Annotated in this window: 21 protein-coding genes and 1 tRNA gene; 11 read left to right on the top strand and 11 right to left on the bottom strand. The window is 57.6% G+C overall.

Annotation, left to right across the window (positions count from 1 at the left end; genetic code table 11):
- Positions 1 to 8: 8 nt before the first annotated feature.
- Genes OHL19_RS03745 through OHL19_RS03735 form a run of 3 tightly spaced genes read left to right on the top strand, consistent with a single transcriptional unit; the run spans position 9 to position 3,191 of the window.
- A complete protein-coding gene (locus OHL19_RS03745) occupies positions 9 to 632 on the top strand; it encodes an RNA polymerase sigma factor (protein WP_263356244.1) in 624 nt (207 codons plus the stop codon).
- Positions 619 to 1,500 carry a hypothetical protein gene (locus tag OHL19_RS03740; protein ID WP_263356243.1) on the top strand — a complete coding sequence of 294 codons (882 nt, stop codon included), beginning with the start codon at positions 619 to 621 and terminating at the stop codon, positions 1,498 to 1,500. Before OHL19_RS03745 ends, OHL19_RS03740 begins: the two co-directional genes overlap by 14 nt.
- Complete coding sequence (locus OHL19_RS03735) at positions 1,497 to 3,191, top strand: VWA domain-containing protein (protein ID WP_263356242.1); 1,695 nt, start codon at positions 1,497 to 1,499, stop codon at positions 3,189 to 3,191. Before OHL19_RS03740 ends, OHL19_RS03735 begins: the two co-directional genes overlap by 4 nt.
- A 40-nt stretch (positions 3,192 to 3,231) precedes the next feature.
- On the opposite strand, the gene OHL19_RS03730 is transcribed toward OHL19_RS03735, so the two are convergent.
- Both OHL19_RS03730 and OHL19_RS03725 read right to left on the bottom strand, forming a co-directional pair.
- The gene (locus OHL19_RS03730; protein WP_263356241.1) at positions 3,232 to 4,668 is read right to left on the bottom strand and encodes an aminotransferase; all 1,437 of its coding nucleotides are present in this window, start codon (positions 4,666 to 4,668) and stop codon (positions 3,232 to 3,234) included.
- An 88-nt stretch (positions 4,669 to 4,756) separates the two neighbouring features.
- Complete coding sequence (locus OHL19_RS03725; RefSeq protein ID WP_263356240.1) at positions 4,757 to 5,053, bottom strand: antibiotic biosynthesis monooxygenase family protein; 297 nt, start codon at positions 5,051 to 5,053, stop codon at positions 4,757 to 4,759.
- A 502-nt stretch (positions 5,054 to 5,555) separates the two neighbouring features.
- Between OHL19_RS03725 and OHL19_RS03720 the strand changes: the two genes are divergently transcribed.
- On the top strand, positions 5,556 to 6,215 hold the full coding sequence (locus tag OHL19_RS03720) for a Crp/Fnr family transcriptional regulator (RefSeq protein WP_263356239.1): 660 nt from the start codon (positions 5,556 to 5,558) through the stop codon (positions 6,213 to 6,215).
- A 100-nt stretch (positions 6,216 to 6,315) separates the two neighbouring features.
- Here OHL19_RS03720 and OHL19_RS03715 read toward each other — a convergent pair whose 3' ends face one another.
- Together OHL19_RS03715 and OHL19_RS03710 are read right to left on the bottom strand one after the other, a co-directional pair.
- On the bottom strand, positions 6,316 to 7,917 hold the full coding sequence (locus OHL19_RS03715; protein WP_263356238.1) for an FAD-dependent thymidylate synthase: 1,602 nt from the start codon (positions 7,915 to 7,917) through the stop codon (positions 6,316 to 6,318).
- 76 nt (positions 7,918 to 7,993) lie between these two features.
- Positions 7,994 to 8,509, bottom strand: coding sequence for a response regulator (locus OHL19_RS03710; protein ID WP_263356237.1), 516 nt, complete (start codon positions 8,507 to 8,509; stop codon positions 7,994 to 7,996).
- Positions 8,510 to 8,695: 186 nt separating this feature from the next.
- Between OHL19_RS03710 and OHL19_RS03705 the strand changes: the two genes are divergently transcribed.
- The 4 genes from OHL19_RS03705 (at position 8,696) to OHL19_RS03690 (ending at position 12,356) form a co-directional block, all read left to right on the top strand.
- Positions 8,696 to 8,977, top strand: coding sequence for a hypothetical protein (locus tag OHL19_RS03705; protein WP_263356236.1), 282 nt, complete (start codon positions 8,696 to 8,698; stop codon positions 8,975 to 8,977).
- A gap of 155 nt (positions 8,978 to 9,132) precedes the next feature.
- Positions 9,133 to 9,963 (top strand): YqjF family protein, encoded by an 831-nt coding sequence (locus OHL19_RS03700; RefSeq protein WP_263356235.1) that lies wholly within the window; start codon positions 9,133 to 9,135, stop codon positions 9,961 to 9,963.
- 221 nt (positions 9,964 to 10,184) lie between these two features.
- Positions 10,185 to 10,934 carry a 3-oxoacyl-[acyl-carrier-protein] reductase gene (gene fabG / locus OHL19_RS03695; protein WP_263356234.1) on the top strand — a complete coding sequence of 250 codons (750 nt, stop codon included), beginning with the start codon at positions 10,185 to 10,187 and terminating at the stop codon, positions 10,932 to 10,934.
- A 99-nt stretch (positions 10,935 to 11,033) separates the two neighbouring features.
- Positions 11,034 to 12,356, top strand: coding sequence for an EAL and HDOD domain-containing protein (locus OHL19_RS03690; RefSeq protein WP_263356233.1), 1,323 nt, complete (start codon positions 11,034 to 11,036; stop codon positions 12,354 to 12,356).
- Between the two features lie 85 nt (positions 12,357 to 12,441).
- On the opposite strand, the gene OHL19_RS03685 is transcribed toward OHL19_RS03690, so the two are convergent.
- Complete coding sequence (locus OHL19_RS03685; RefSeq protein ID WP_263356232.1) at positions 12,442 to 13,314, bottom strand: DUF5666 domain-containing protein; 873 nt, start codon at positions 13,312 to 13,314, stop codon at positions 12,442 to 12,444.
- A gap of 88 nt (positions 13,315 to 13,402) precedes the next feature.
- Here OHL19_RS03685 and egtB point away from each other — a divergent pair, with 88 nt between their 5' ends.
- Together egtB and egtD are read left to right on the top strand one after the other, a co-directional pair.
- Positions 13,403 to 14,752 carry an ergothioneine biosynthesis protein EgtB gene (egtB, locus tag OHL19_RS03680; protein ID WP_263356231.1) on the top strand — a complete coding sequence of 450 codons (1,350 nt, stop codon included), beginning with the start codon at positions 13,403 to 13,405 and terminating at the stop codon, positions 14,750 to 14,752.
- Between the two features lie 59 nt (positions 14,753 to 14,811).
- Positions 14,812 to 15,840: an L-histidine N(alpha)-methyltransferase gene (gene egtD, locus OHL19_RS03675; RefSeq protein ID WP_263356230.1), complete on the top strand. Its 1,029-nt coding sequence runs from the start codon at positions 14,812 to 14,814 to the stop codon at positions 15,838 to 15,840.
- A gap of 151 nt (positions 15,841 to 15,991) precedes the next feature.
- On the opposite strand, the gene OHL19_RS03670 is transcribed toward egtD, so the two are convergent.
- The 6 genes from OHL19_RS03670 to OHL19_RS03645 form a co-directional block, all read right to left on the bottom strand.
- Positions 15,992 to 17,209: a glycoside hydrolase family 27 protein gene (locus OHL19_RS03670; RefSeq protein WP_263356229.1), complete on the bottom strand. Its 1,218-nt coding sequence runs from the start codon at positions 17,207 to 17,209 to the stop codon at positions 15,992 to 15,994.
- Positions 17,210 to 17,280: 71 nt separating this feature from the next.
- Complete coding sequence (gene moaC, locus OHL19_RS03665; protein ID WP_263356228.1) at positions 17,281 to 17,778, bottom strand: cyclic pyranopterin monophosphate synthase MoaC; 498 nt, start codon at positions 17,776 to 17,778, stop codon at positions 17,281 to 17,283.
- Between the two features lie 56 nt (positions 17,779 to 17,834).
- A complete protein-coding gene (locus OHL19_RS03660) occupies positions 17,835 to 18,806 on the bottom strand; it encodes a tetratricopeptide repeat protein (protein WP_263356227.1) in 972 nt (323 codons plus the stop codon).
- 425 nt (positions 18,807 to 19,231) lie between these two features.
- Positions 19,232 to 19,307: transfer RNA gene (locus OHL19_RS03655), tRNA-Thr, on the bottom strand.
- 385 nt (positions 19,308 to 19,692) lie between these two features.
- Entirely contained in the window at positions 19,693 to 20,913 is a 1,221-nt protein-coding gene (locus OHL19_RS03650; RefSeq protein ID WP_263356226.1) for a DUF6599 family protein, read from the bottom strand.
- A gap of 212 nt (positions 20,914 to 21,125) precedes the next feature.
- Positions 21,126 to 22,754 (bottom strand): rhamnogalacturonidase, encoded by a 1,629-nt coding sequence (locus OHL19_RS03645; RefSeq protein WP_263356225.1) that lies wholly within the window; start codon positions 22,752 to 22,754, stop codon positions 21,126 to 21,128.
- On the opposite strand from OHL19_RS03645, the gene OHL19_RS03640 reads away from it, so the two are divergent.
- Complete coding sequence (locus OHL19_RS03640; protein WP_263356224.1) at positions 22,747 to 23,460, top strand: DJ-1/PfpI family protein; 714 nt, start codon at positions 22,747 to 22,749, stop codon at positions 23,458 to 23,460. The two genes, OHL19_RS03645 and OHL19_RS03640, sit on opposite strands and share 8 nt — an antisense overlap.
- Positions 23,461 to 23,486 lie beyond the last annotated feature (26 nt).

Below are 23,486 nucleotides of genomic sequence, written 5' to 3'. Positions count from 1 at the left end.
TGCGCTGAATGGGTGCCAGCGACAAAAGCGTGATCCGTGCGGTGCTGAATGGAGACACGGCGGCTTACAGGGCGCTGGTGGTCGAGCACAGCGCAATGGTGTTTCGCGTGGCTTATCGCATTACGCAGAATGAGGCGGATGCGGATGAAGTCGTTCAGGAAGCGTTTTTTCGCGGCTATCAGAAGCTGGCTTCGTTTCATCAGGATGCGGCTTTTGGCAGTTGGATTTATCGCATTGCTGTGAACTGCGCTTACGACCTGACGAATCGCTACAGGACGGAGGTTGGACGCGATCGTTCGCAGCGAGTGGATGGGGATGGAAATTCTACGGGGCCGGGGGATGAGTTAGTTGATACCGCGGCCGATCCGGAGCGGTTGCTGTTGAGCAGTGAGATGGGCGCGCAACAGATGTTTGCCCTGCACTCGCTTACTCCGCTGGAGCGGGCTGCCTTTCTGCTGCGGCACGTCGAGGAGCAATCCACTACGGAAATTGCAGCAGCTCTCAACATCGCGCCGAATGCGGCGAAACAAGCGGTCTTTCGTGCGGTGCAGAAGCTACGCCGCAGACTGGCATCGGCGAATACTTCAAAGCGTCGTCATCATCGGGGCAGGGGAATACATGAATCATCTTAGTGAAACCGAACTCATTCAATACCATTACGGCGAAAGCGCGCGGCTGAGCGAGTGCAAGGGACATATTCAGACTTGTCCTGAATGCGCCGATGCCTATGCGGCGCTCATGGTGGATATTGCACGGCTCGCATTGGAATTAGATGCGATGACAATACCGGATCGCGGGGCTGAATATGGCGACGCTGTATGGCGGTCTCTGCAGCCTTTGCTGGTTCCGCATGAGGGGCAGCAACGGCATGGATGGCGGCGCTTGTTTTCGCCTTCCGGCTGGAAAATGGGGCTGACGGCGAGCCTGGCTTTGGCTGTTGCGGCGGCAATTCTTGTGGCTGCGGCTTTTTATTCGGGGCGGCTTTGGGAACAGAAGCGTGCCCCGGCAATAGCGAAAGACAATGGGGCTTCGACGAATCAACAGGCTACGCAGCGCGTGATTCTGCTAGTGCTGAGCGACCATCTCGACCGCTCGGAGCGGTTGCTGGTGGAACTCAATCATCCTGAGGAGGCAGCGGTCGATCCGGCGCTGCAAACAACTGCCCGGCAGTTGCTTGCGGAGAACGAGAGCTACCGGCTGCGTGCGGCGGGTAGCAGTACTTCGACTGCATCGACTGGGACTATTCCAAACTATTCAACCGCCAGTCCGGCGGTTGCAATCACGCTCGATGATTTGGATCGAGTGCTGGCGCAGGTTGCCGCGAATCCAGATGGATTGTCTCAGGCGGCAATTGCACGTTTACAGAAGGAAATGAATACGAGTGGGCTGTTGTTTGAAGTCAGGGTTCTGCGTTCGCGTGTGCGGAACAGCAGACAGAATGGCGTGGCTATCTCCAGACCTATCTCCAAACCTATCTCCAGACAAGGTGGAACTGCATGAAAAGCAACTTTCTCAAGACTTCGCATCTCTTCATAACACTGGCCGGGGTCGTTCTCGTTGTGAGGCTGGGCGTGGCTGTTCCATCCTTTGCGGCACAGGTTGCTCCGCAGGCGCTTTTGCCTTTGGAGGCGAGCACGGACAGCAGCCTGCTCTCTGCGGATACCAGGGAGGACAGCCCGTATTCGGAGGGTACACGGGCCATTCATGAGAGCCGGTGGGCAGACGCGGAATCGATCTTTGGCAAGATTGCCGAGCAGCATGGCGAGCATAGTGAGGGAGCGCTCTACTGGAAGGCATACGCGCAGAATAAGCAGGGCCACGCCGAGAGCGCATTGAAGACCTGCGCCGATCTGCGGCAGGGCTATCCAGGCAGCCAATGGATAAAGGAATGCAATGCACTGCAGATGGAGATCCAGAGCGGAAAGGATCAGCCGGTTCAGACGGGCGATGCGCAGGACGAAAACTCGAAACTGCATGCGATCGATGCGCTGATGGATAAGGATCAGGCGCAGGCGCTGGCCGAGATTCAATCGGTACTGAACAGCGATCAGCCGGAGCAATTCAAGGAGCGGGCGCTTTTCCTGCTGGCGGAGAGCAACTCCACACGTGCGAAACAGATGCTTGTGGATGCGAGTAATTCATCCGCCAATCCTGCACTGCAGGCTCGCGCTCGCAAGATTCTCGCTACCATTCAAGGGCAGCAGGCAGCGAATGCCCAGATGAAGCACAGCATTGGCGTCGATGTACGGGTGATCGATCAGAACGGCAAGCCTGTAGCCGGGTTGACGGCGAATGATTTCACCCTGCTGGATGAGAATCAGCCGCGAAAGATTTCGTCCCTGGCACCGGCTACGCCGATGCCCAGCCGCGATTTCGATCCGACCGTCCAGACAATCATTCTGATCGACACGGTCAATACTTCTCTGACAGAGGTCTCGTATGTTCGCCAGGAGCTTGTGAAGTATCTGCGCTCGAACAATGGCAAGCTGGATCGGCAGATCTCTATCCTGCTGCTGAATGGCAACGGAGTTCAGACCATCAGTGGGGTGACGCGCAATGGAAATGCTTTGGCAACGGCAGTGGAGAATGCCGACGCGACGCTTCACCCATTTCTCCGCTCGCAGGGCTTCTATGGCGATGTCGATCGTATCCAGTTCTCGCTGACTGCCCTCACCACAATTGCAGGGCAGGAGCTCCGACAGCCGGGACGCAAAATGCTGCTGTGGCTCAGCCCTGGCTGGCCGCTGCTTCCATGGTCGAACAGTACGCCTTCGACGCTGCAGCTACAGACGCTCTTCAACGAGGTTGTCACCATGTCGACGGACCTGCGCCTGGCTCGCATTAGCCTCTACAGCATGGATCCGAATCGCATTACCGGCGGGAACTCTCTGCAGTGGAACCGGTACAAGGACTATCTGAAGCCGGCTGTGTCCTCAAGCCGCGCGGAGTTTGGCAATCTTGCATTGCAGGTGCTTGCGGCGCAAAGTGGCGGACGTGTTTTCAATTACAGCCCTCAGTATCTGGGGCCGGAAATTGCAGATTGCCTGAAGGATGCCGATGCGCCTTATTACACAATTCATTTCGAGGCACCCGCGCCGGAGCACAAGGACGAGTTCCGCAGCATCAAGATTACGGTGAATCGTCCGGGCATGACTGTTCTGACCAACGCCGGGTACTACAACGAGCCCTGATAACGAGGCTTGATAAGGTTCATTTCATGAAGCGTTTTTATCAGGCCAGCTTGCCTTCATTCGTCAGCTCTTCGATGACCTGCCGGGTGGAGGCTGCGGCGATGTCTACGATCTGGTCGGCTTCGGCTCGGGTCAGCACTAATGGCGGCGCGAAACCCAGCGCTTCGCTTTGGGGCATGGCTCGCGTAATGAGGCCGTTTTCGCGGGCCAATGTGGAGATGCGGTAGGCGACTTTGTGTTCTGGATTGAGGCGCTGCTTTGTTGCGGGATCGGCCACGAATTCTACTGCCAGCATGAGGCCTACGCCGCGTACTTCGCCGGTGATGGGCAGGCCGTCGAAGGCGTTGTGCAGCGCGGATAGCATGTAGTCGCCTACTTCGGCTGCGTTCTGGGTCAGGTTTTCGCGTTCGAGGATATCGAGGTTGGCGTTGGCTGCTGCCACGGAGATGGGATGGCCGGTGTAGGTGTAGCCGTGGGAGAAGACTCCGGCCTCGGCTGAACCTGCTTCCAGGGCATTGTAGACACGCTCGCCGAGGATGACTCCGCTGAGAGGCGCGTAGGCCGAGGTGAGGCCTTTGGCGATGGTGATGAGGTCGGGCTGGATGTCGTATAGCTGCGATCCAAACATGCGACCGGTGCGGCCGAAGCCGGTGATGACTTCGTCGGCGATGAGCAGGATTTCGTACTTCTTCAATACGGCCTGAATAGCCGCCCAGTAGCCTGCGGGTGGCGGGACGAGGCCGCCGGTGCCGAGAACCGGTTCGCCGATAAAGGCTCCGATGGTTTCGGGGTCTTCGCGGAGGATCATGGCTTCAAGTTCGGAGGCTCGGCGGCTGGAGAATTGCTCTTCTGTTTCGCCGGGTTCAGCGCCGAAGTAGTAGTGCGGCGCTCGGGTGCGGAGGATTGCGGAGACAGGTAAATCCATGAAGTGGTGATAGAAGTTCAGGCCGGTCATGGAGCCTGCCATCACGGTGTTGCCGTGATACGCGCGTTCGCGGGCGATGATGCGTTTCTTCTTTGGCCTGCCGATGAGATTGTGGTAGTACCAGACGAGTTTGGCGTTGGTTTCATTGGCATCCGAGCCAGAGGTGCCGTAGAAAACCCTGCTCATCTTGCCGCCATTGGAGGAAGCCGGGGCCATCCTGATGAGGCGATCGGAGAGGCGAATGAGCTCTTCGGTGGAGTGGCCTGCGTAGGCGTGGTAATACGCCATTTGATGGGCCTGACGCGCGATGGCGTCGGCCACTTCGGTGCGTCCGTAGCCGATGTTGACGCAGTAGAGGCCTGCGAATGCGTCGATCAGTTCCTTGCCGTGCGTATCGCGAATGCGAATGCCGCTAGCGGTGTCGATGATGGTGGTGGGGACTTTGCCGGTTGCGAAATCCGCGATGCTGGTCGAAGGATGGAGGACGGATGCGCGATCCATCGATGGCAGATCTGAAACGGGAGTTTCGGCGTGGAAAAGGTCGGTGCTCATAGCCATGACACCCTCACAATAGAACGGAATCTCGATGCTTTTCAGAGTACATGAGCATCGTGTTGTGAGAGTGACGTGCTGTAGAGAATTACGCGAAGAAGGCGCCGATGCGCGTCTCTGTGTCGGTGAGTGAGTCGCAGGCGCGATCCTGGGCTTCGTAGTCCGCATCATGCTGTTTGCGGAAGGCGCGGTAGGCGTCTTCGCTTTGCCAGCGATCGATGGTGGCGTAACGGCCGGGAACGTAGGCGTCTTTGAGCAGTTCGGTGCCCAGGTATTCCGGGGAAAGACCGAAGAGCGTCGCCCAAGTGCCTGCGACTCCGTATGCTGCCTCAAAAGCCGGGACTTTATCTTCCGCGATGTCGAATTGCCACAGTATGACGAACATGGATTCTCTCTGCTGAGATTATCGCATCCACCAGCAAGGTGCGTGGAGGCATCTCCGAGCGTAACAGTTCGGGGGAGACGAAAGAAATTGGGGTTGGCGTTTGAAACGAATATGCTTAGCAGCCGAATCAGGAGACGGGCGGTCTCTGATTTTGGCTCTGATTGCAAATCGATACAACCCGCAGGGAGTGTGTTGACATCCTATATCTGTTATCTCCCGATTACAGTTCAGAGTTATACACAGTAGCTTCACTGAGGCCCTTTGATGGCCGCTTTATGCTGCGCTTATGACGTCGCATGTTACACATTTTATTGATCTTGACCTACCCGTCCGATTTATTTCAGGTACTGAGTGCAATATCGTACAACCCGGGAGTAATTACTGCCGTCTTATCTCGCATATCGAGTTGATCAGTAGATCAATTGATCAGTCTATTTCTTGCATTGATCGTGGTTACTGCTCGACATACAAACTTTGTGATTTCCCGAGAAAGGTTGACCCAATGGCTGTTACCAATGATGTATTCGATGCGCAGGAATATCTTGCCAGAGGTGGATTCGGAAAGACTATCCTCCAAACCAAGAAGAACGAAGCAATCTTTTGCCAGGGCGAGACAGGCGACACTGTCTACTATCTGCAGAAGGGCAAAGTCAGGCTCAGCGTGGTTTCTCCTACTGGCAAAGAGGCGACAATTGCCATTCTCGGAGCTGGCCATTTTCTCGGTGAAGAGTGCATCACATCTGAGCAACCGATGCGCACCTCATCCTCAAAAGCGCTGACGGATTGCACCTTGCTGCGAATTCGCAGGCAGGAGATGATTCGTGTGCTGCTGGAAGAACCTGCGATGTCGCGGCTCTTTACGCGCTATCTGATCTCACGCAATACGCGCATGCAGGCCGATCTCGTGGATCAGCTCTTTAATTCAAGCGAGAAGCGGCTGGCGCGCACGCTGCTGCTGCTATCGCAGACGGGCAAGGATGGCGAGTCGCTTGCCGCGCTGCCGAAGATCAGCCAGGAGACACTCGCGGACATGGTGGGAACGACCCGCTCACGTGTGAGCTTTTTCATGAACCGATTCCGCAAAATGGGATTCATTGAGTACAGCGGATTGAATCGGATCCACGTGAATAGCTCATTGCTTTCACTCGTTCCTCTCCAGTAACTTCGCACAGATTGTTCCCTAGATGTAATTGAATTAGTTATGGTGGTATCTCGATTGAGATACCACCATTTTTTAGTGTTACTCAGAGATAGTTAGCAAGTTATCGTTTTAAGATGTCGATGGGCTGAGTGAAGTCGGTTACTCGAAAGTATTTTGCCAGAGCCGGGTGTTGGCGCTGAACGGCGAGATACATTTCCCAGGCAACTTTGCGATAGCTGAAATGCCCTGCCGGACCGCTGCGCAGTTCAGAGATGTATTGGGCTTCGGCGAAGTCCATCTTGAACAGGGAACGAATCCTGGTAGCGAGCGGCAGCAGGTAGAGAGCGGTTTGCGCGGCCTCTGGCGCGTTGCTGGCGGCGATACGACTGCTGGCGGCGAAGGCTGCGGCAATGGTGGATTGGTAGTCGGCGAGGATGCCAGCCTCGGACAGGCCTGCGGCGTCGCCGGTTTCAGGGGTGTCGTAGCCGTGGAGATGCGTGAACTCCTGGATGATCTGCGTGCAGCGGCGATGACGGTGCATGTCGCGAAAGCCACCGATATCCATCAGGATGTCGAAGCGAAGTCCCTGCCCGGCATGGAAGGCGCGCAGGGCTTCATCATGACGTCCGCGATCCTGCAGGCCCAGTTCGATGAGTTCGCTGATACGGGCTTCGGGAAGACTGGCTACCAGGTCGCGAATCTGCCGATAGGGATGATGGCTCGCGGAGTAGATGAGTGTTGCAGCTAACTCGACTTCGAGAGATTCGGTGCGTTCGACGAGATCGACTAGCGGAGCCGCGTCGATTGGAATGCCGGATAACAATTCCTGCGCGGCGTGTGTTAGCTGGGCGCGGGTTTTGATCTCGTATTCGTTGGGAGTGGCGTACTTTACCAGCGTGGGCGCAACGTGAACTTCCCTGGTCAGAATGGGCGCGGATTCAGCGGCTAATTCAGGATTCGCTTCGGCAATTTTGGACTGGATGTTCGCGAGCTCTTCGGCGTGCAGATTCCAGGCGGGACCGATGGCGGCTTGCTTGAGTTTTTCGCCAAGGTCGCGAATCTCCGCGGCGGGATGGGTGAGCAGGCGCGATACCTGTGTCTCCAGGGTGCGGGCGTTGACGATCTGGCCTAACGAGGTGTTGGTCGCGAGTGGAAGCAGGTAGCGAGCGACGTCGAAGGCTCGGGCCTTGAGGGTGCGCTCGTAGGCGTCCTGCTTCATCTCAGGAGGGCACGATACTTTCTTTTTCAGCGCTTCGAAGACGGCGGAGGAGGTGCGTTCGTAGGCGGTGAAGAGGTCTTCTACTGTTTTGACATAGAGCTGCTGTGCTTCGGAGGACTCGGCGAAGCTGGGCAGATACCAGCCGGACTTGAGGAAGTTCTGGTAGCGGGTTGAGCGCTCCTGGCCGTCCCAGCGCTGTTCGTCGACGAGGACAATCGCGGCGAGGAGCGACAGGCGCTCAATGGCAAAGGCGACATGGGCTAGGTCGGCGATGGAGCGATGCCCGTACTGGAAGTAAAAGGTGTTGAGGAACTGCTCGGCGCGCTGAGAGCTGATTTCCTTGAGCGACTGGCGCATGGAGAGCGAGGAGCGCGAGTATTTGGCCATCGCGTAGGCGAGGACTTCCGGGTCGGCGCCATGTACGGCGAAGACCTCAGTCTGATTGTGGGCGTGGCTGGAGGCTGGATCGGATGCGGGGCGTGTGGTGGGGATAGTCGTGGACATGGCTCTCTGGGGTTCAGGATACGGCATGAGAGCGTCAGGCCGGGGAAGTTCTGCTGCTACTTCCATTCGGATCGGATTATGCGGCTCGGGTGGGTCCGGGGTGCAGACCGAGTTTTTCCAGATGAGCAAACAGGAGAGATGGGGCTACGGGCTTCAACAGCCATGAGGTGTGGCTGGATGGTTCGGCGTTCGGTGGCAGCGAAGCGGGTGATGCCTGAGCAGCCGATGCCAGAGCCCAGGTGGAGAGCGCATCGATACTTGAAAATTCTGCGGAGAACAACAGCACTTTGCAGCGGGGTGCTATCTCTCGAATTGCCTTGCCGAGTTCGACGCCGTCAATACCGGTCAGGATTCCATCGCTGATGAGCAGATCGGGCGACGTGGATAGTGCGAGATCGATGGCAGTGTCCCAGTCATAGGCTTTTATGACATTGAATCCCCAGCCTTCCAGGATGGCTGCCCGGGTGTCGGCAACGGTGCACTCGTCATGCACTACGAGAAGCAAGGGGCTCGATTTCGAGAATAGGTAGACCAGATCCGTTCTTGGAACCTGGGCTAAAGGGATGGTCTTAAAACGGGTTGAAATCAGCATAAAAAACAACCTCTCATGCACCTTAGCAGCTTCTGATAAATACGGGATAACTCTTTTTGGATGTGCAATTTGCAGGTTATCAAGAGTGTGGCGGGAGGTCCTCTTGATGGTGAGTGTAGATTCGTGTTAGGTTAGCGTAGCGTCAGTTTAGATTAAGAATACGATTAGTTCAGGGGAGAGATTGTTATGGCTATCGACAAAGACCATAATCGTCCAGGAATGAAGTTCGAGTCCGTACTGCAGGTGGATATTCCCACTGGGCGCAACGGTAAGCATAAGGAAATCGTGACCGAGTTGCTGAACAACATCGCGCAACTGGATAAGGGAAGCGCGCTCAAGATTCCTTTGGCCGAACTGCCGGACACGAAGGAAAACATCCGCTCTGCGCTCAACCGGGCAACGCGCGAGCGAGGGCTGAATGTCGCGACTTCGAGCGACAGCGATTATCTTTACGTCTGGCAAACATAGGGATTTGGTCTGGCGAACATAGAGATTGACGAGCCTGTAATCTACTTTGGGTTCGCATGGTGTGTTGCATCCGGCGTACTTCGACTAGCATTGCTAGTGAGCGACGCCGGAAAAGTCGCCGGGACCGGGAGTTCGGGTTCTGGGCAGACGGCGGGATGAACCGTACAGCAAGCGAATGCCTGCCGATGAGTGAAGATCTCAATACTATTTCGCACCGACCGTGGCCGCTGCCTACAGCGCGACATGTAATGGCACAGCGGTGGAACGATCTGCTCTTTGCGCACTGGCCTATGCGGGCGGCGGAGATTGAGAGCCTGTTGCCGGATGGGCTTGAGGCGGACGTATTTCAGGGATCGGCGTGGATCGGGGTAGTTCCGTTCTGGATGGACAAGATCCAGGTGTGGGGATTGCCGCCGATACCGGGGGCGAGACAGACTCCTGAGCTGAATTTGAGAACCTACGTTCGGGATACGCAGACGGGGATGCCGGGGGTGTATTTCTTTTCGCTTGAGGCAGGCAATCTGCTGGCGGTGATGATGGCCAGGGGGATTTTTCATCTGCCCTACTACTGGGCGCAGATGAAGATTGAACCGCGCGGCGAGCAGGAGTTTTCGTTTTATAGCAAACGGTTGCTGAGCGCTAAACCTGTGCGGTTTATGGCGCGATACCGAGGGCTGGGTCCGACGCGAAGATTGGTGCAGAGCCGTCCGGGGACGATTGAGTATTTTCTGACGGAACGGTATTGCCTGTTTACGCGGGATGCGCTGGGGCGGCTGTTGCGGGCGCAGATTCATCATCTTCCGTGGCCACTTGAAGAGGCTGAAGCGGTGATCGAGGAGAACGATCTGGCCTCCGCGCTGGGCCTGGAGCTGCCTCGAACCAGGCCGCTGCTGCACTATTCGCGACGGCTGGCGGTGTATGTCTGGTCGCCGGAGGTGGTGTTGCCGGCGGTGGTGCGAGCGGGAACGCCGGTGGTAGCGCAGTAGGTTTCGCGGTGATGGAAATAGCGCCGATGTATATGCAGGCGGCTTGAGATTCTTCTGTCAGTTCAGCCTGCGGATTGGGCCTTCTCGGGAACCGCCGTTGCTTTGATTCTTCTCTGTAATCCCTCTTTATAATCTTAGAGAGGCGCTGCTGGCGCTGTTACATTGGGCTCCTGTTACATCAAGCGGTCATCCTTTGTTTATTTTGTCTATTGAGGAAAATTATGAGTACGGTGCAAGGAAGAATTGCCCTGGTAACCGGGGCTTCGCAGGGAATTGGGCGGGCTTGTGCGTTGGCGCTGGCGGCTGAGGGCGCTACGGTGGCACTGGCTGCGCGGAATGTGGCAAAGCTGGCGGAGGTCCAGGCCGAGATTGAGGCTGCGGGCGGAACGGCTGCGGCTTTTGCGCTGGATGTGGCGGATGAAGCGTCCATCAAGGCTGGGGCGAAGGAGATTCTGGCTCGGTTTGGCAAAGTCGAGATCCTGGTGAACAATGCCGGGATTACGCGGGATGGACTTGTGTTGAGGATGAAGCGGGCGGATTGGGATGATGTGCTTTCGACCAATCTGACCGGGGCTTTTCTGCTTACGCAGGCGTTGCTGGCTGCGATGCTGAAGAATCGCTGGGGCCGAATCATCAATGTCTCAAGCATCGTGGGACAAACCGGCCAGGCGGGGCAGGTGAACTATGCGGCGAGCAAGGCGGGGCTTATTGGGATGACTCGTTCGCTAGCGCGGGAGGTTGCTTCGCGCGGAGTGACGGTGAACGCGGTTGCTCCGGGATACATTGTGACCCAGATGACGTCCGTGCTGGATGAGAAGCAGACGTCGGCAATGCTGAGTGCGATTCCGCTGGGACGGTCTGGAACGGAGATCGACGTGGCTCACGCGGTGACCTACCTGGCATCCGAGGGTGCGGGGTATGTGACCGGGCATGTGCTGGATGTGAATGGCGGGATGTTCATGGGAGGGTAAATTCCCTCTTTTCTGAACTGTTTTTTTACTTCCTCCGATTCGTAAAAATTTATTCATGGATTGGTCGTGCGCTGCCGATAGGGCTGTTTAGGGCGGTGCATGACGACTCCATTCTCGATAGCGTCTGTGCATGAGGCGAGCTTGCCTGCGACCGTTCGCGGTCCGGATTGCCTGATGTCGGATGGATTGCGGCCGACCGGGCTGCGCTATGTGGCCCGGCAGCCGATCATGGACCTGATGGGCGAGGTTCACGGGTATGAGCTGCTGTTTCGAGCCGGGCCGGGGCTGCTGGCTTTCAGCGGCGACGGCAATGCGGCTACGAGATCCGTGCTGGACAATGCGGTCATCTTTGGATTGGACAAGCTGACGGGCGGCCTGCCTGCGTTTGTGAACTGCACACAAGAGGCGCTGGAAGACCGGCTGGTGATGGTATTGCCTGCCTCGGATACGGTGCTGGAGCTGCTGGAGACACTGGAGCCTTCCGCTGCGCTTTGGCGCGCCTGTGCGGAGCTGAAGGCTTATGGATACCGGCTGGCGCTGGATGACTTCGCATGGAGGCCGGAGTGGGAATCGTTCCTGGCGCTTGCCGATTATGTGAAGGTGGACCTGTCGACAACCGATGAGGATGAGCGTGCGCACCTGATGCGGAACCTCAACGGTTATACGGCGCAACTGGTGGCGGAGCATGTGGAGACACGCGAGGATTTTGCACAGGCTCGAATCGAAGGGTTCACGCTGTTTCAGGGGTACTACTTTTGCAAGCCGGTGATGATGGAGAACCGGGATATTCCTGCAAACCGGATGGCGCACCTGGAGATACTGCAGGCGCTGCATGAAGAACCGCTGGATACGAAGCGCATGAGCAACCTGGTGAAGAGGGATGCTTCGCTGACGTACCGGTTGCTGCGCATGGTGAATTCGCCGCTGTATGGGACACGCAAGGTCGTTACGTCGATTCATGGGGCGCTGGTGATGATCGGGGACGCGATGTTTCGGCGGGTGGCAATGCTGGCGATTGCGAGCGAGCTGGGCGGCGATCATCCGACGGAGTTGCTGCGGATGGCATTTGTGCGCGGGCGGTTTTGCGAGCTGGCTGCTGATCTGGCCATGCAGGACAGTACGGAGCAGTATTTGTTGGGGGTTCTCAGCCTGCTGCCAGCCATGTTGGGCGTGTCGGTGGAGGCGGTGGCCAAGGCTCTGCCGTTACGGGCCGAGGTACATGCGGCGCTGATGGGAGAGAAGAATCCGCAACGCAGTGTGCTGGATTGGCTGGAGTGTCACGAGCAGGGCGACTGGTCGTGCAGCGATAGCGTGTCGTTTCCCGGGGTGCTGGGGCGCACGGGAGATGCCAGGGCAAAGCTGCCGGAGATGTATGCCGAGGCGGTGATGTGGGCGGAGATGAATCTGGAAGAGATTCGGTAGCGGGCCATGTGGTAGCAGGCCACTCGCTTCCTGAAACGACGTGGCCTGCTACTACGTGACTTGCTACTACGTGACCTGCTACTTGCTACTGCTGGTTCGGGGATTGGGATGCGCCTGGGGCTCCGCTTTGTCCGTTGCCGTTGCCCTGACCCTGCCCAGTTCCTTGCCGGTCCTGCCTGACGCCGCGTTCACCCGGAGTGCGAGGCTCCATTGCATTTACGGTCGTGGCGAGGAATGCTCCGTCTTTCATTGCGCCTTCTGCGCGGAGACTGTCACCGGGCTTGATGTCGGCGAGGGTGATGGCGTCGCGGCGCTTGTGGAAGGAGGTGTTTTCGTCCACTGCGATGAGGTGCGGCGCGTGATCGACCACGCCATCGATGGTGATTTTTGTGTCTTCAATTTTGATAATGCGACCGGCCAGCCATGTCTTGCCGTAATTGGCCTGCATGGCGCGCATCTCTTTCGCGCGTTCGGGGTCGAGCTGAAGGATGAAGATGGCGCCTACGGATTTAGCGTCGGCGTCGATTTCACCGCCGGCGGTGATGGCATCTCCAACCTTGATGTCGGTGGACTTGATGGGTAGCGGCTGCTGACGCTCGCCTCCCTGGCCCTGCTGGCGTTCGCCTGCCTGCCCTGGCTGACGACCGGCACCGGCGGGCTGCTTGAGGATACGGGTATTGGCGCTGAAATGGACGGTATAGGTTTCGCCGGAATCGGTCTTGACGGTGTAGTGCTCGGCGGTGACTTCAGAAACCGTGCCAAGGATACCGCGGGCACCGGCCATGCCGCGCATTCCGCCGCCGCCTCCTCCGCGCCGCTGGCCCGAGCCGTTGCCGTCCGATGGTTGCGGGGAATCCTGGGCGTGCAATGCACCTGCCGTTACAAGCGCAAATGACCCCAACGCAAATGAACCCCACAAAGTTGCTGCAGCGACGGCGCGAAAAAGATTTACCCTCATTTTAGTCCTCCAAAGCATCTCACTTACTCGTAGACGGGTGAGATGCATCAAAAGCTACATCGGTCGTGGTGGCGAGTTCGATGGACTTATGACCGTACGAAAAATTCAAAAAGAGAACTGCCGGGGAGTCTACGGAGAGATTATGGCTACTGCTGCGTTAAGTACATCGATCGAACTGCGCGAGCGTTACAGGCTGGTGCGACAGCGAAGTTTGAAGCTCTGTGAGCCGCTGACGCCGGAGGACATGATGGTGCAATCGTGTCCGGAGGCTTCGCCTGCGAAGTGGCATATTGCGCATACTTCGTGGTTTTTCGAATCGTTCCTTTTGAGTGAATTCCTGCCAGAGTATGAGGTCTTCGACAAAGACTTCCCCTGGCTTTTCAACAGCTATTACCAGAGCTTTGCGGAGTTTCCGGACAAGCGGCTGAGGGCTTCGTTTTCGCGGCCTGCGCTAGGGGAGATTCTGCGCTACCGGCGGCACGTGGATGATGCTCTCGCAAGGCTGCTGGAAGGCGAGGTGCCTGAAGAGGCGCTTCGAAGGATCGAGCTGGGACTGAATCACGAGGAGCAGCACCAGGAGTTGCTGCTTACCGATGTGAAACACGCGCTGTTCACGAATCCGCTGCAGCCTGCGTACCTGGCTGAGGATGCGGGTGGGCAGGTTGAGACCGAAGCTGGAGCGGACCCGATGCGGTTTGTTTCCTATGAAGGCGGCCTGGTGGAGATTGGGTACTCTGGCGAGGAGTTCAGTTTTGATAATGAGCGCCCGCGGCATCGGGTATGGCTGGAGCCGTTCAAGATTGCTTCGCGGCTGGTGACTTGCGGGGAGTTTGCGGAGTTCATTGCGGATGGCGGGTATTCGCGGCCTGAATTCTGGCTCTCGGTGGGATGGACTACGGTGCAGGAGCAGAAGTGGGAGGCTCCGCTTTACTGGCGAAAGGTCAATGGTGAGTGGTCCATCTTTACGCTGCGCGGAGCGAAGACGCTGGCCGCACTGAAAGATACTTCCGTGGCGCATGTAAGCTATTTTGAGGCGGATGCCTATGCCCATTGGGCAGGCAGGCGGCTGGTAACGGAAGCGGAGTGGGAGAGTGTGGCCGCAAAACTGCCGGTTGAGGGCAATCTGCTGGAAAGCGGCCGGTTGGGAACTACTTCCTCCCCTGAGCAGGTCGTCAGCAAAGACGGCGACGGGTATCGTCCATCCCAGATGTTTGGGGATTGCTGGGAGTGGACGGGCAGCGCTTACCTGGGATATCCGGGGTTTCAACCGCTGGCGGGATCGCTGGGGGAATATAACGGCAAGTTCATGAGTGGGCAGATGGTTTTGCGCGGAGGCTCATGCGTAACGCCCACGGAACATGTTCGAGCGAGCTACAGAAATTTCTTTTCGCCGGAGACGCGATGGCAATTTTCTGGAATTCGTCTGGCTTCTTCCTAACCCGTTAGCAGTAAATTGCATCGAAGCACGGGTACTGTAAATCTATCCTGGGGATGACTATGGCGACGGCAGCTATCGAGGTTTCGAAGCGTACGGAAGCTTTTTGTGTGGATTTGGCGCTTGCGCGGATCGTTCGGGATGGGCTCGCAGCCGTGCCGAAGCGACTGCCTCCGTGGCTCTTTTATGACGAGGCGGGGTCGCGGCTCTTTGACGAGATCACAGCGCTGCCGGAGTATTACCTCACTCGCATCGAGCGGCAATTGCTGACGGACCATGCTGGAGAGATGATCGCTGCAGCCGCTGGCGGCGAGCGTTTGCGTCTGGTGGAGCTTGGCGCCGGGTCTGCGGACAAGACACGGACGCTGCTCTCGGCGACGCTGGCGCAACAGGGAACGATGGAGTATCGGCCAGTCGATGTTTCCGATACAGCGCTGGAGGCTGCTTGCGAGCGGATCGCTGCGGAGTTGCCTGCCTGCCGGACGACTCCCATGGTGGCGGACTACACGGTGGACTGGATTACTCCGCCGTCGGAAAATGCCGATCGCGAACTACTGCTTTGGATTGGATCGAGCATCGGGAATTTTGAGCCGGAAGAGGCTGGCCGGTTGCTGAAGCGCATCAATCGGACGATGCAGCCGGGAGATGGATTGCTGCTCGGGGTGGACCTTGCTCCGGTAGGGGCGGGTGCTCAGCATAGCTATGGCGGCAAGAGCGAGGAAGCCCTGGTGGCGGCGTATGACGATGCCGCTGGGGTGACTGCGGCCTTCAATCGCAATGTGCTGGTAAGACTCAACCGCGACCTGGGCGCGAACTTCAATCTCGATGCATTTGCCCATTGCGCGGTGTGGAATGCGGCGAGTTCGCGGATGGAGATGCACCTGGAAAGCCTGTCTGAACAGTGGGTGCGCATTGAGGCACTCGATCTCGATGTTCGATTTGCTGAAGGCGAACGGATGCATACGGAAAACAGTTATAAATACACGATGGAACGGGCGGCGATGCTGATGGCTCGGGCTGGATTTCCTGTAGTGGAGAAGTGGACGGACCCGGCGGGATGGTTTGCGGTGTTCCTGGGGCGGAAGGGTTAATACTTTTCGATTGCAGTGCTGGTTTAGATTGCAGTGCTAAATTGATTCGACTTGGACTTTTAATTTTTGCTATCCCACCCCTGGCATGAGGAAAACTACGCCAGGGATGGGACGTCCGGAAAGTTTGAATACAACCCGGATTATTGGACGATTACATTGCGTGGTCTACGCGGACTAGCAGAACATCGTGCGAGTCCAGCTCGATTGGCATGTTGTTGGTCAGCTTGACTTCTTTACCAGTCCAGAGGTCTTTGCCGGTGGCTTCGCCGGAGAGACCAGCCTTCTCAAGATTGAGATGGAAGGGATGGTTGGAGGTGCGGTCGCTGCCGACGTTGACGATAGCGATGGCCTTGGCTCCGCCCTGAAGTTCACGGGTCCAAACCTCGACTTCGCCGTCGCTGTAGGCGCGCTTGCCCTGCTTGCCGAGCGAATCCTGGTTGATGGCGATAACGTCTTTATTGGTCAGGATGGCCTTGATCTCAGGCTTCATGTTGGGGAGATCGTTGCCGGCCAGAAGCGGGGCGGCCAGGATTGCCCACCAGGTAAAGTGAGTGCGGTTTTCAGCAAGGCTCATTTTGCCGTTGCCTACTTCGAGCATGTCGGGATCGTTCCAGTGGCCGGGGCCGGAGTAGGATTCGAGGCCAGATTGCTGGCTCACGATGTCATATATGCTCTGCCAGTGTGCCTCGATGTCGCCGGTGGTGCGCCATGAGTTGCCGCCGAGCTCAGGTGCCCACTCCCAGGGAGAATCCCAGCCATACTGGCACAGCGAGAAGACGATGGGGCGACCAGTCTTGGCAGTCGCGGCTTTGAGCGCTTTGCTCATCTTTTCGTAGGCGGCGATCATGAGCTTCATCTGCGCGGCCTTGTCGTGTGGAGCCTGCTTTTCCATGACGTCGGGAGTGAAGCTGCAGAGGTCATACTTCAAATAATCGAAGCCCCATGAGGCATAGAGGTCTGCATCCTGCTGCTCGTGGCCGAGGGAGCCCGCATAGCCGCCGCAGGTCTTGGTTCCTGGGCCGGAGTAGATGCCGATTTTGAGGCCTTTGGAGTGGACGTAGTCGGCGAGCGCCTTCATGTCGGGAAACTTGGAGTTGGTGTGCAGAACGCCGCTGGCGTCGCGTTCGCCTTCCCAGGTGTCGTCGATGTTGACGTAGATGTAGCCGGCGTCTTTCATTCCGGTGGCGACGAGCTGATCGGCTGCTCCGCGAATGTCTTTGTCGGTGACTTTGTCGGCGAAATAGTTCCAGCTATTCCAGCCCATGGGTGGGGTCTGCGCGACCGGGGCTTGCGCGAGACAGAGAGTGGAAGGGAATGTAGCCAAGGCAGAGAGCAGGCTGGCGGAGAGCAGGAGGGTTCGTAGTTTCATGTCAGTCCTCAGTTCATGAATATGTTTACATCTCGACAAAAAGAAGCAGGTGTGACGCATGCAGAAGCGGGTTAGAAGGAAGTTCGCCGATAGTCTCCGCTCTTGCCGCCGGATTTGGACTCCAGTTGCAGGGAGCGTATGACGATGGACTTATCCAGAGCCTTGGTCATGTCGTAGATTGTGAGCGCGGCAATGGAGGCTGCTGTCAGCGCTTCCATTTCTACACCCGTAGGGCCGGTTGTGGCTACTGTTGCGTGAATTTGCACGCCAGTCGGGGTGATTTCAGCGACAACATCGACAAAGCTGAGCGGGAGTGGATGGCACATGGGGATCAGCGAGCTGGTTTGTTTGGCGGCCTGGATGCCTGCAAAACGAGCTACTTCGAGGGGGTTGCCTTTGGGATTTGTGGGCAGAGCGGCGAGGACGGCTGGAGACAGCTCAACGAAAGCGGATGCGACGGCCTGGCGGCGGGTGATGGCTTTTTCGCTGACGTCGACCATCTTGGCGCGGCCGGTGGCGTCGAAGTGGCTTAGCTGGTCTGGCAACTGATCTGGCAACTGGTCGGGCATGGGTGCTCCTGGTGCGGCAGGTACCAGCTTAGCTCAGTGTCTCAGCAGCTCAGCATTTACGCAGGGACGCGGACTGTGGGGACCAGCTCAAGGCGTGAGCATGTCTTGTGTGGCTGGCGACAGAAGTCCGGCGAGCGGTGGGCGATGCTGATTTTTTCGCGGCTGAGGAGCTTGCGGATCTGGCCGCGGGCATGGTCGGCCCAGGGCCCTCCCTTGTCGAGCCGGACATAGACCTGCCAGTGAGCCAGGGCACGGCGGCGCTCGCCTTTGCGTTCGTAGGCGAGAGCGAGGTTGTAATGCGCGTCGGCGTAGGCCGGGGCGAGCTTGATGGCGCGCTTGTAGGCGTCGATGGACTCGTCGGGGCGCTGGAGTTCGTCGAGAACGTTGCCGAGGTCGAAGAAGGCGAGGACGTAGGAGGCATCGGCTTCGGTGGCCTGACGATAGAGCTCTTCGGCGCGGGAGTATTGCTTCTGGTGATAGTGCAGGGTGCCCAGATTGATCAGCGCAGCGGTGTAGGCGGGGTCGAGAGCCAGAATGCTGTTGTAGCAGCCCATAGCAACCTGCTTGCGGCCCTGTTCCTCGGCCTGAACGGCCTGGAGGAAAAGGTTTTGCAGTTCACGCTCGCGGGTGCCTGCGGTGCGAGCCGGCGGCAGCATGGAAACGGTGACGGTATGTGGCCGCGCGGTCGATTCGAAATCGAAAAGCAACTGACGGCGAATGGGATCGAACATGGTTCCGGAGTGGCGAAAGGCGAGGCGCGCGCCGGTACGAACCACGGCTGACTCCTGCAGCGGATTGCTGATGCCGGAGACGGCCTGCATGGCCTGGACGGAGTTGCGGATGGATGCGGGGCTCATACGGAGCACCTGCAATTCACGCAAGGTACGCAATTGAGACATTTCGGGAAAACCGTAGGTCTCCAGAACGGGAATCAGTCCCGCTCGCTCCCAGCCATGAAGCTGGCGGGGGCTGATCTGGAGAATTCTCAATACATCCTGGCGGCTATAGCGGGTCACGTTACGGGTCACGATTGGTGTCCACCCTTCGGCCGGCTTGCATCGACCTCATGAGGACTGAGGCGATTATGCCGCGATTATCCGTGGATAACCACGTTCTAACAACCGTCGTTTGAAGAAAATCGTGGATAAATGGTACCTAATCTGGTTCCGAGAGAGAATTTGAGGCAAAATCGCGAGAATTTGGGCTGGCGCACACGATTAGGGTGTTGAATTTTAAGGGTGGTTCGGGCGGCGAGCGGCTGCGTGGCTCGGAGAGATTTGTCCGTGAGCATAACAAAAGCCGAAGCACTCTTGAGATCGTCAAGCTTGCTTGAGGCGTAAATGCGAAAAGCGGTAGAGCAACGGTTTTTTGACCGTTGCTCTGCCGCTTTTTTGAACCGCAATTGGTGCATAATTGGCCGTTTCCTTACAGAAACCGCCTGTTTTCTTATATCTGGAGCCGACGACCGGAGTTGAACCGGTGACCTACTGATTACGAATCAGTTGCTCTACCAACTGAGCTACGTCGGCGGACTCCAGAGGTGATTTTACAGGGATGGGCGATGTGCGTAAAGCGGGGGCCTGGAAAAACCCAATAGGGAAACAGAAAGAGCCGCCTGAAAACAGGCGGCTCTTTCCTTAGGGAGAACAGTTCCAACGGAGGCAAGGCCATCAGAACTTTCTGGCTGCATAGTAGGTGCGGGGAACAGCGGTGTCAAGGTAAAATCCCACAGGAAATAAGTACTGTCATATCAGCCACTTGAAAGTTCGCGTTTGAAGGATTATCGGACTTGACTTTCTCCCTTTGTTCCCCTTTTACTTTGTGTCTTCCTGCGGGTTAGGGCTGGTTTTACTAGGGTTTTGTACTGGTTTTTCCACAGTACATTCGAGGCTTCCCTAAATCCCCTATCGATTTTTAATCTTTCAGGTCGAGGCGAGTGAATTCTTCGTCATAGAGGGAAGAAATCGGTTTGCCGCGGGCAAAGCGGTAGGCTACGCGGCCTCCTCCGAGGAAAACGGCGAGCAGGAGGGCGGCGAGGAACATGACCACGACGAGAGAGACGATGCCGAGGAGCAGCTTGGCGGTCTTTTGTACTTCAGAATCGCCGCCGCTGCCGGGGACGGAGGTGGCCATGTCGGCTTCGTAGTGGACGGCAGAGACGAGCTTATGCGCTTCGTCGGGGATGGCATCGCCGCTGACTACGGCTACGAGCGGCCCACTGCGGCGGACTTCAAGGGCGGCTGGGTTGGAATCCTGCAAGGGCTTGGTGAAGGGATGCTGAGGGTTGTTGCCGCCCTTGAGGTAAGCATCGATGGCCTTGGCTTCTGCGGCTGCCATCTGGGGCGTTGGGTAGTTGATGAGAGTGAGAACGGCAGGGCCGGAGCGCAGGGCGTACGTGGCGGTGGCAGTTTCTGCTCCACGATCAAAGCCGACGAGATCGGGCGGCAACACGGCATCTGTTCCCTCTGCACCCTTATATCCGGCGGAGCCCATGGCATAGTGCGTGGTCTGGCCGTCGATGTCCTTTTGCGGCATGTTGCCGAGGATTGGCGGGGCCAGGGCCTTGGTACCGGCGGGTACGGGAATGTTGCTGGCGAGATCGCGAAGTTCTGAGCCGGTCATGGCGGAGAGATGCGAGAACTGCGCGTCGATGAAGACATTCCCAACCCAGAAAAGAATGCGGTTGTGATCGGAGGCAGCGCCGGTGCCGATTTGTTCTTTGGGCCAACCGGTGTGGCGATAGAAGGTGTATGCGCCGTAGGCTCCGCTGGCATCGGTGAAGCGCAGGGCCTTGATCTTGATGGTGTCGCCGCTGCGGGTGTAGTTCGAGAGCTGACCGTCGGTGAAGCCGTATTCCTTGAGCGCGACGGCATTGGCGGCGTCGAGGGCGGCTGGATCGGTGAGCGGAGCAGCGGCGCCGGTTGCTTCCCAACCGGAGAAGACGGCGGGCAGGAGCTGCGCGTTGGAGCTGGCGCTTTGGGCTGGCTTGGCTGCTTGTGCTGGCTTGGCCGGGGGCGGAGTTTTGCTCTGAGCTGTCTTAGCCGCCCTGGCCGTCTGGGCTGCCTGAGCTGGAAGCAGGGAGGCAGAGAGGATTGCGGCGGTGAGGAATAGTGCGGCGATGGAGGGTTTGCGCATAACTTCTGTTTCTCAGCGTATACCGTTTTGACGATGGATGTCTGAACTGGGTAATTTCTGAGATCGAACTTTGCCTGATCGGGGATTGTAGGGATGCGTTTGCCCCGCCTGAACCGCGCGATATTACTGCGCGGTTACATTACGGCACGGTTCAGATTGGGGCATCCACTTATTTTTAAAGCGTGTTTTTAGAGGCAAAGGGTTATGCGTTGTTAGAGTTTTTTGGTTTCGATGTCTGCGTTGGCGAAATCGGGGATGAACTGGCTGCCGAAGACGCGGAAGTCCTTAACCTGGCGGAGATCGAAGACAGGTGTGGGGCCGGTAGAATTGTTGCGCGGGACGCGAAGGCGGAAGAAGTCTGCGCCATCGACGTTCTTGAGCCAGAAGGCGGGGCGTGGGTCGGGTGCCTCCGTCGCAATCTCGACGTTGCTCATTTCGAGATTTTTGATGTGGCGAAGGAAGAAACCGGTGGCCGGGATTTCGCCGAACATTTCCGGGTCGGGGTATTGGGTTTCGTTCTCAGGCGGGTCAAGCGTGGCCATCTCTGCCGACGCGCCGCCTGCTTGATGAAGATAGACATCGCTGATCTTCACGTCCTCAATTGCATAGCCGGGAACGCCGCTGATGATGCTGGGAAGAACGGTGGCACCGGAGCTGGAGATGTTGTTGATGAGGAGACGGCGAATGTAGCCGACCTTTGCGTCTTTAGGTCCGCGCATACGGCTGCCGAGGCGGATGAAGATGGGCGAGCCCGCGGTGTCGCGCATGGTGATGTTGGTGAGCGTGATGTCTTCGCAGATGGCGCCGTCTTCGGACTCCAGGATGAAGCCGTGAGATTTGTCGAAGACACAATTGGAGACGGTGATGTTGCGGAAGCCGCCGTTGGATTCGGTGCCGAATTTGATTCGGCCGTTTTTGTAGACCTTCTGGCCGGGCTCGTGTTCTTTCCACGTGCCGTCGATGACGCTGCCGAGTTGATAGCCGCCGGTAACGAAGCAGTTGGTGATGGTTACGTTTTCAGTAATGCGCGCATAACCGAGTGCGTAGGAGCTTTTGGGGCAGATGCCGTCGTCCCAGGGCGAATTGACGGTGCAGTTGGAGACGCGGACGTTGTTGCAGCAGTCGATGTCCATGCCGTCGCGGTTGGTGTCGATGGTGAGGTTGTCGATGGTGAGATTGTCGACGCCGGTGGCGAGAATGCCGAACCAGCCGCCCTGCAGGATGTAGAAATCGCGCAGGAGAACGTTGTGGCAGTTCTTGAGGGCGATGGCTTTGTTGCCGACGCCGGGCTTGCCGCTTAGGGGCAGGTCGAGTTGCTTTTCCCAGCCACGGCTGAGGCCTTTGCCCCAGATGAGTCCCTGGCCGAGGATGGCGATGTCGTGGATATTTTCGCCCCAGATGAGGGAGTTGTGCCAGTGGTTGTGACCGTAGTCCTGATAGGGCTCCCATGCGCCCTGAGGCTCGGCTGCGTCGTAGCCTTCGCCGGTTGTGCCTTCATGCGGGGTAGACTCGGCGAGGATGACCGCGCCTTGATCCAGATAGAGGGTGATGTGGCTCTTGAGGCGAATGGAGTAGCTGGCATAGACGCCTGCGGGAAAGTAGACGGTGCCTCCACCGGCGTCTGCGGCTGCTTCAATGGCGGCATTGATGGCTTTGCTGTCGAGATTTTTGCCGTCGCCAACTGCGCCGAAATGACGGACGTTGAAACCGCTGGCGGGAGCCGTTGAGGCAGTTGCCGTTTTTGCTGACGCGGATGCTGACAGCGGTTGGGCGAGCGCGGGGAGCGTGGCGGCCAGACCAGCGCCTGCCCAGGTGACTAGATCTCTACGATTGATGCTCATTTTTTCACCCCTGAAATGGACGATCCAACTGTATCGCATTGTGTTGTACGACACGCAACCGCTTGCAGGTGAGGGCTATGATCTGTGGCAGGGGGATGGAGCGATGGCAGTGGCTAAATTACTGATGATTGTTGGCGATTACGTTGAGGACTACGAGGTGATGGTTCCCTTTCAGGCGTTGCAGATGGTGGGACATACTGTGGACGCGGTTTGTCCGAACAAGAAAAAGGGGCAGCATGTCCGCACCGCGATTCATGACTTTGAGGGCGACCAGACGTACTCGGAAAAGCCGGGCCACAATTTTGTACTGAACGCGACCTTCGCGGATGTGCATATGGAGAGCTATGACGGGCTGGTGATACCGGGTGGGCGTGCTCCGGAGTACCTGCGGTTGAACGAAAAGGTGTTGGAGATAGTGCGGTATTTTGTGAAGGCTGATAAGCCGATTGCGGCGATCTGCCATGCGGCGCAGATTCTGGCGGCGGCTGGGGTGATCAGCGGCAAGCAGGTAAGCTGCTACCCGGCGTGTTCGCCGGAAGTGGTGCTGGCGGGTGGAAAGTTTGCGGCTCTTGAGGTTACAGATGCGATCACGGATGGAAAGCTGGTGACGGCTCCAGCATGGCCTGCGCACCCAACTTGGCTGGCGCAGTTTCAAGAAGTACTATTGCGGCATCTGGCGGCGAAATCGAACCAGGTTGAGGTTTAAGGGCCGGATTTGGCGATATTGCGCAA

This window comes from Acidicapsa ligni (assembly GCF_025685655.1).
Taxonomy (GTDB): Bacteria; Acidobacteriota; Terriglobia; order Terriglobales; family Acidobacteriaceae; genus Acidicapsa; species Acidicapsa ligni.
This window is presented reverse-complemented; position numbering and strand designations above follow the sequence as displayed.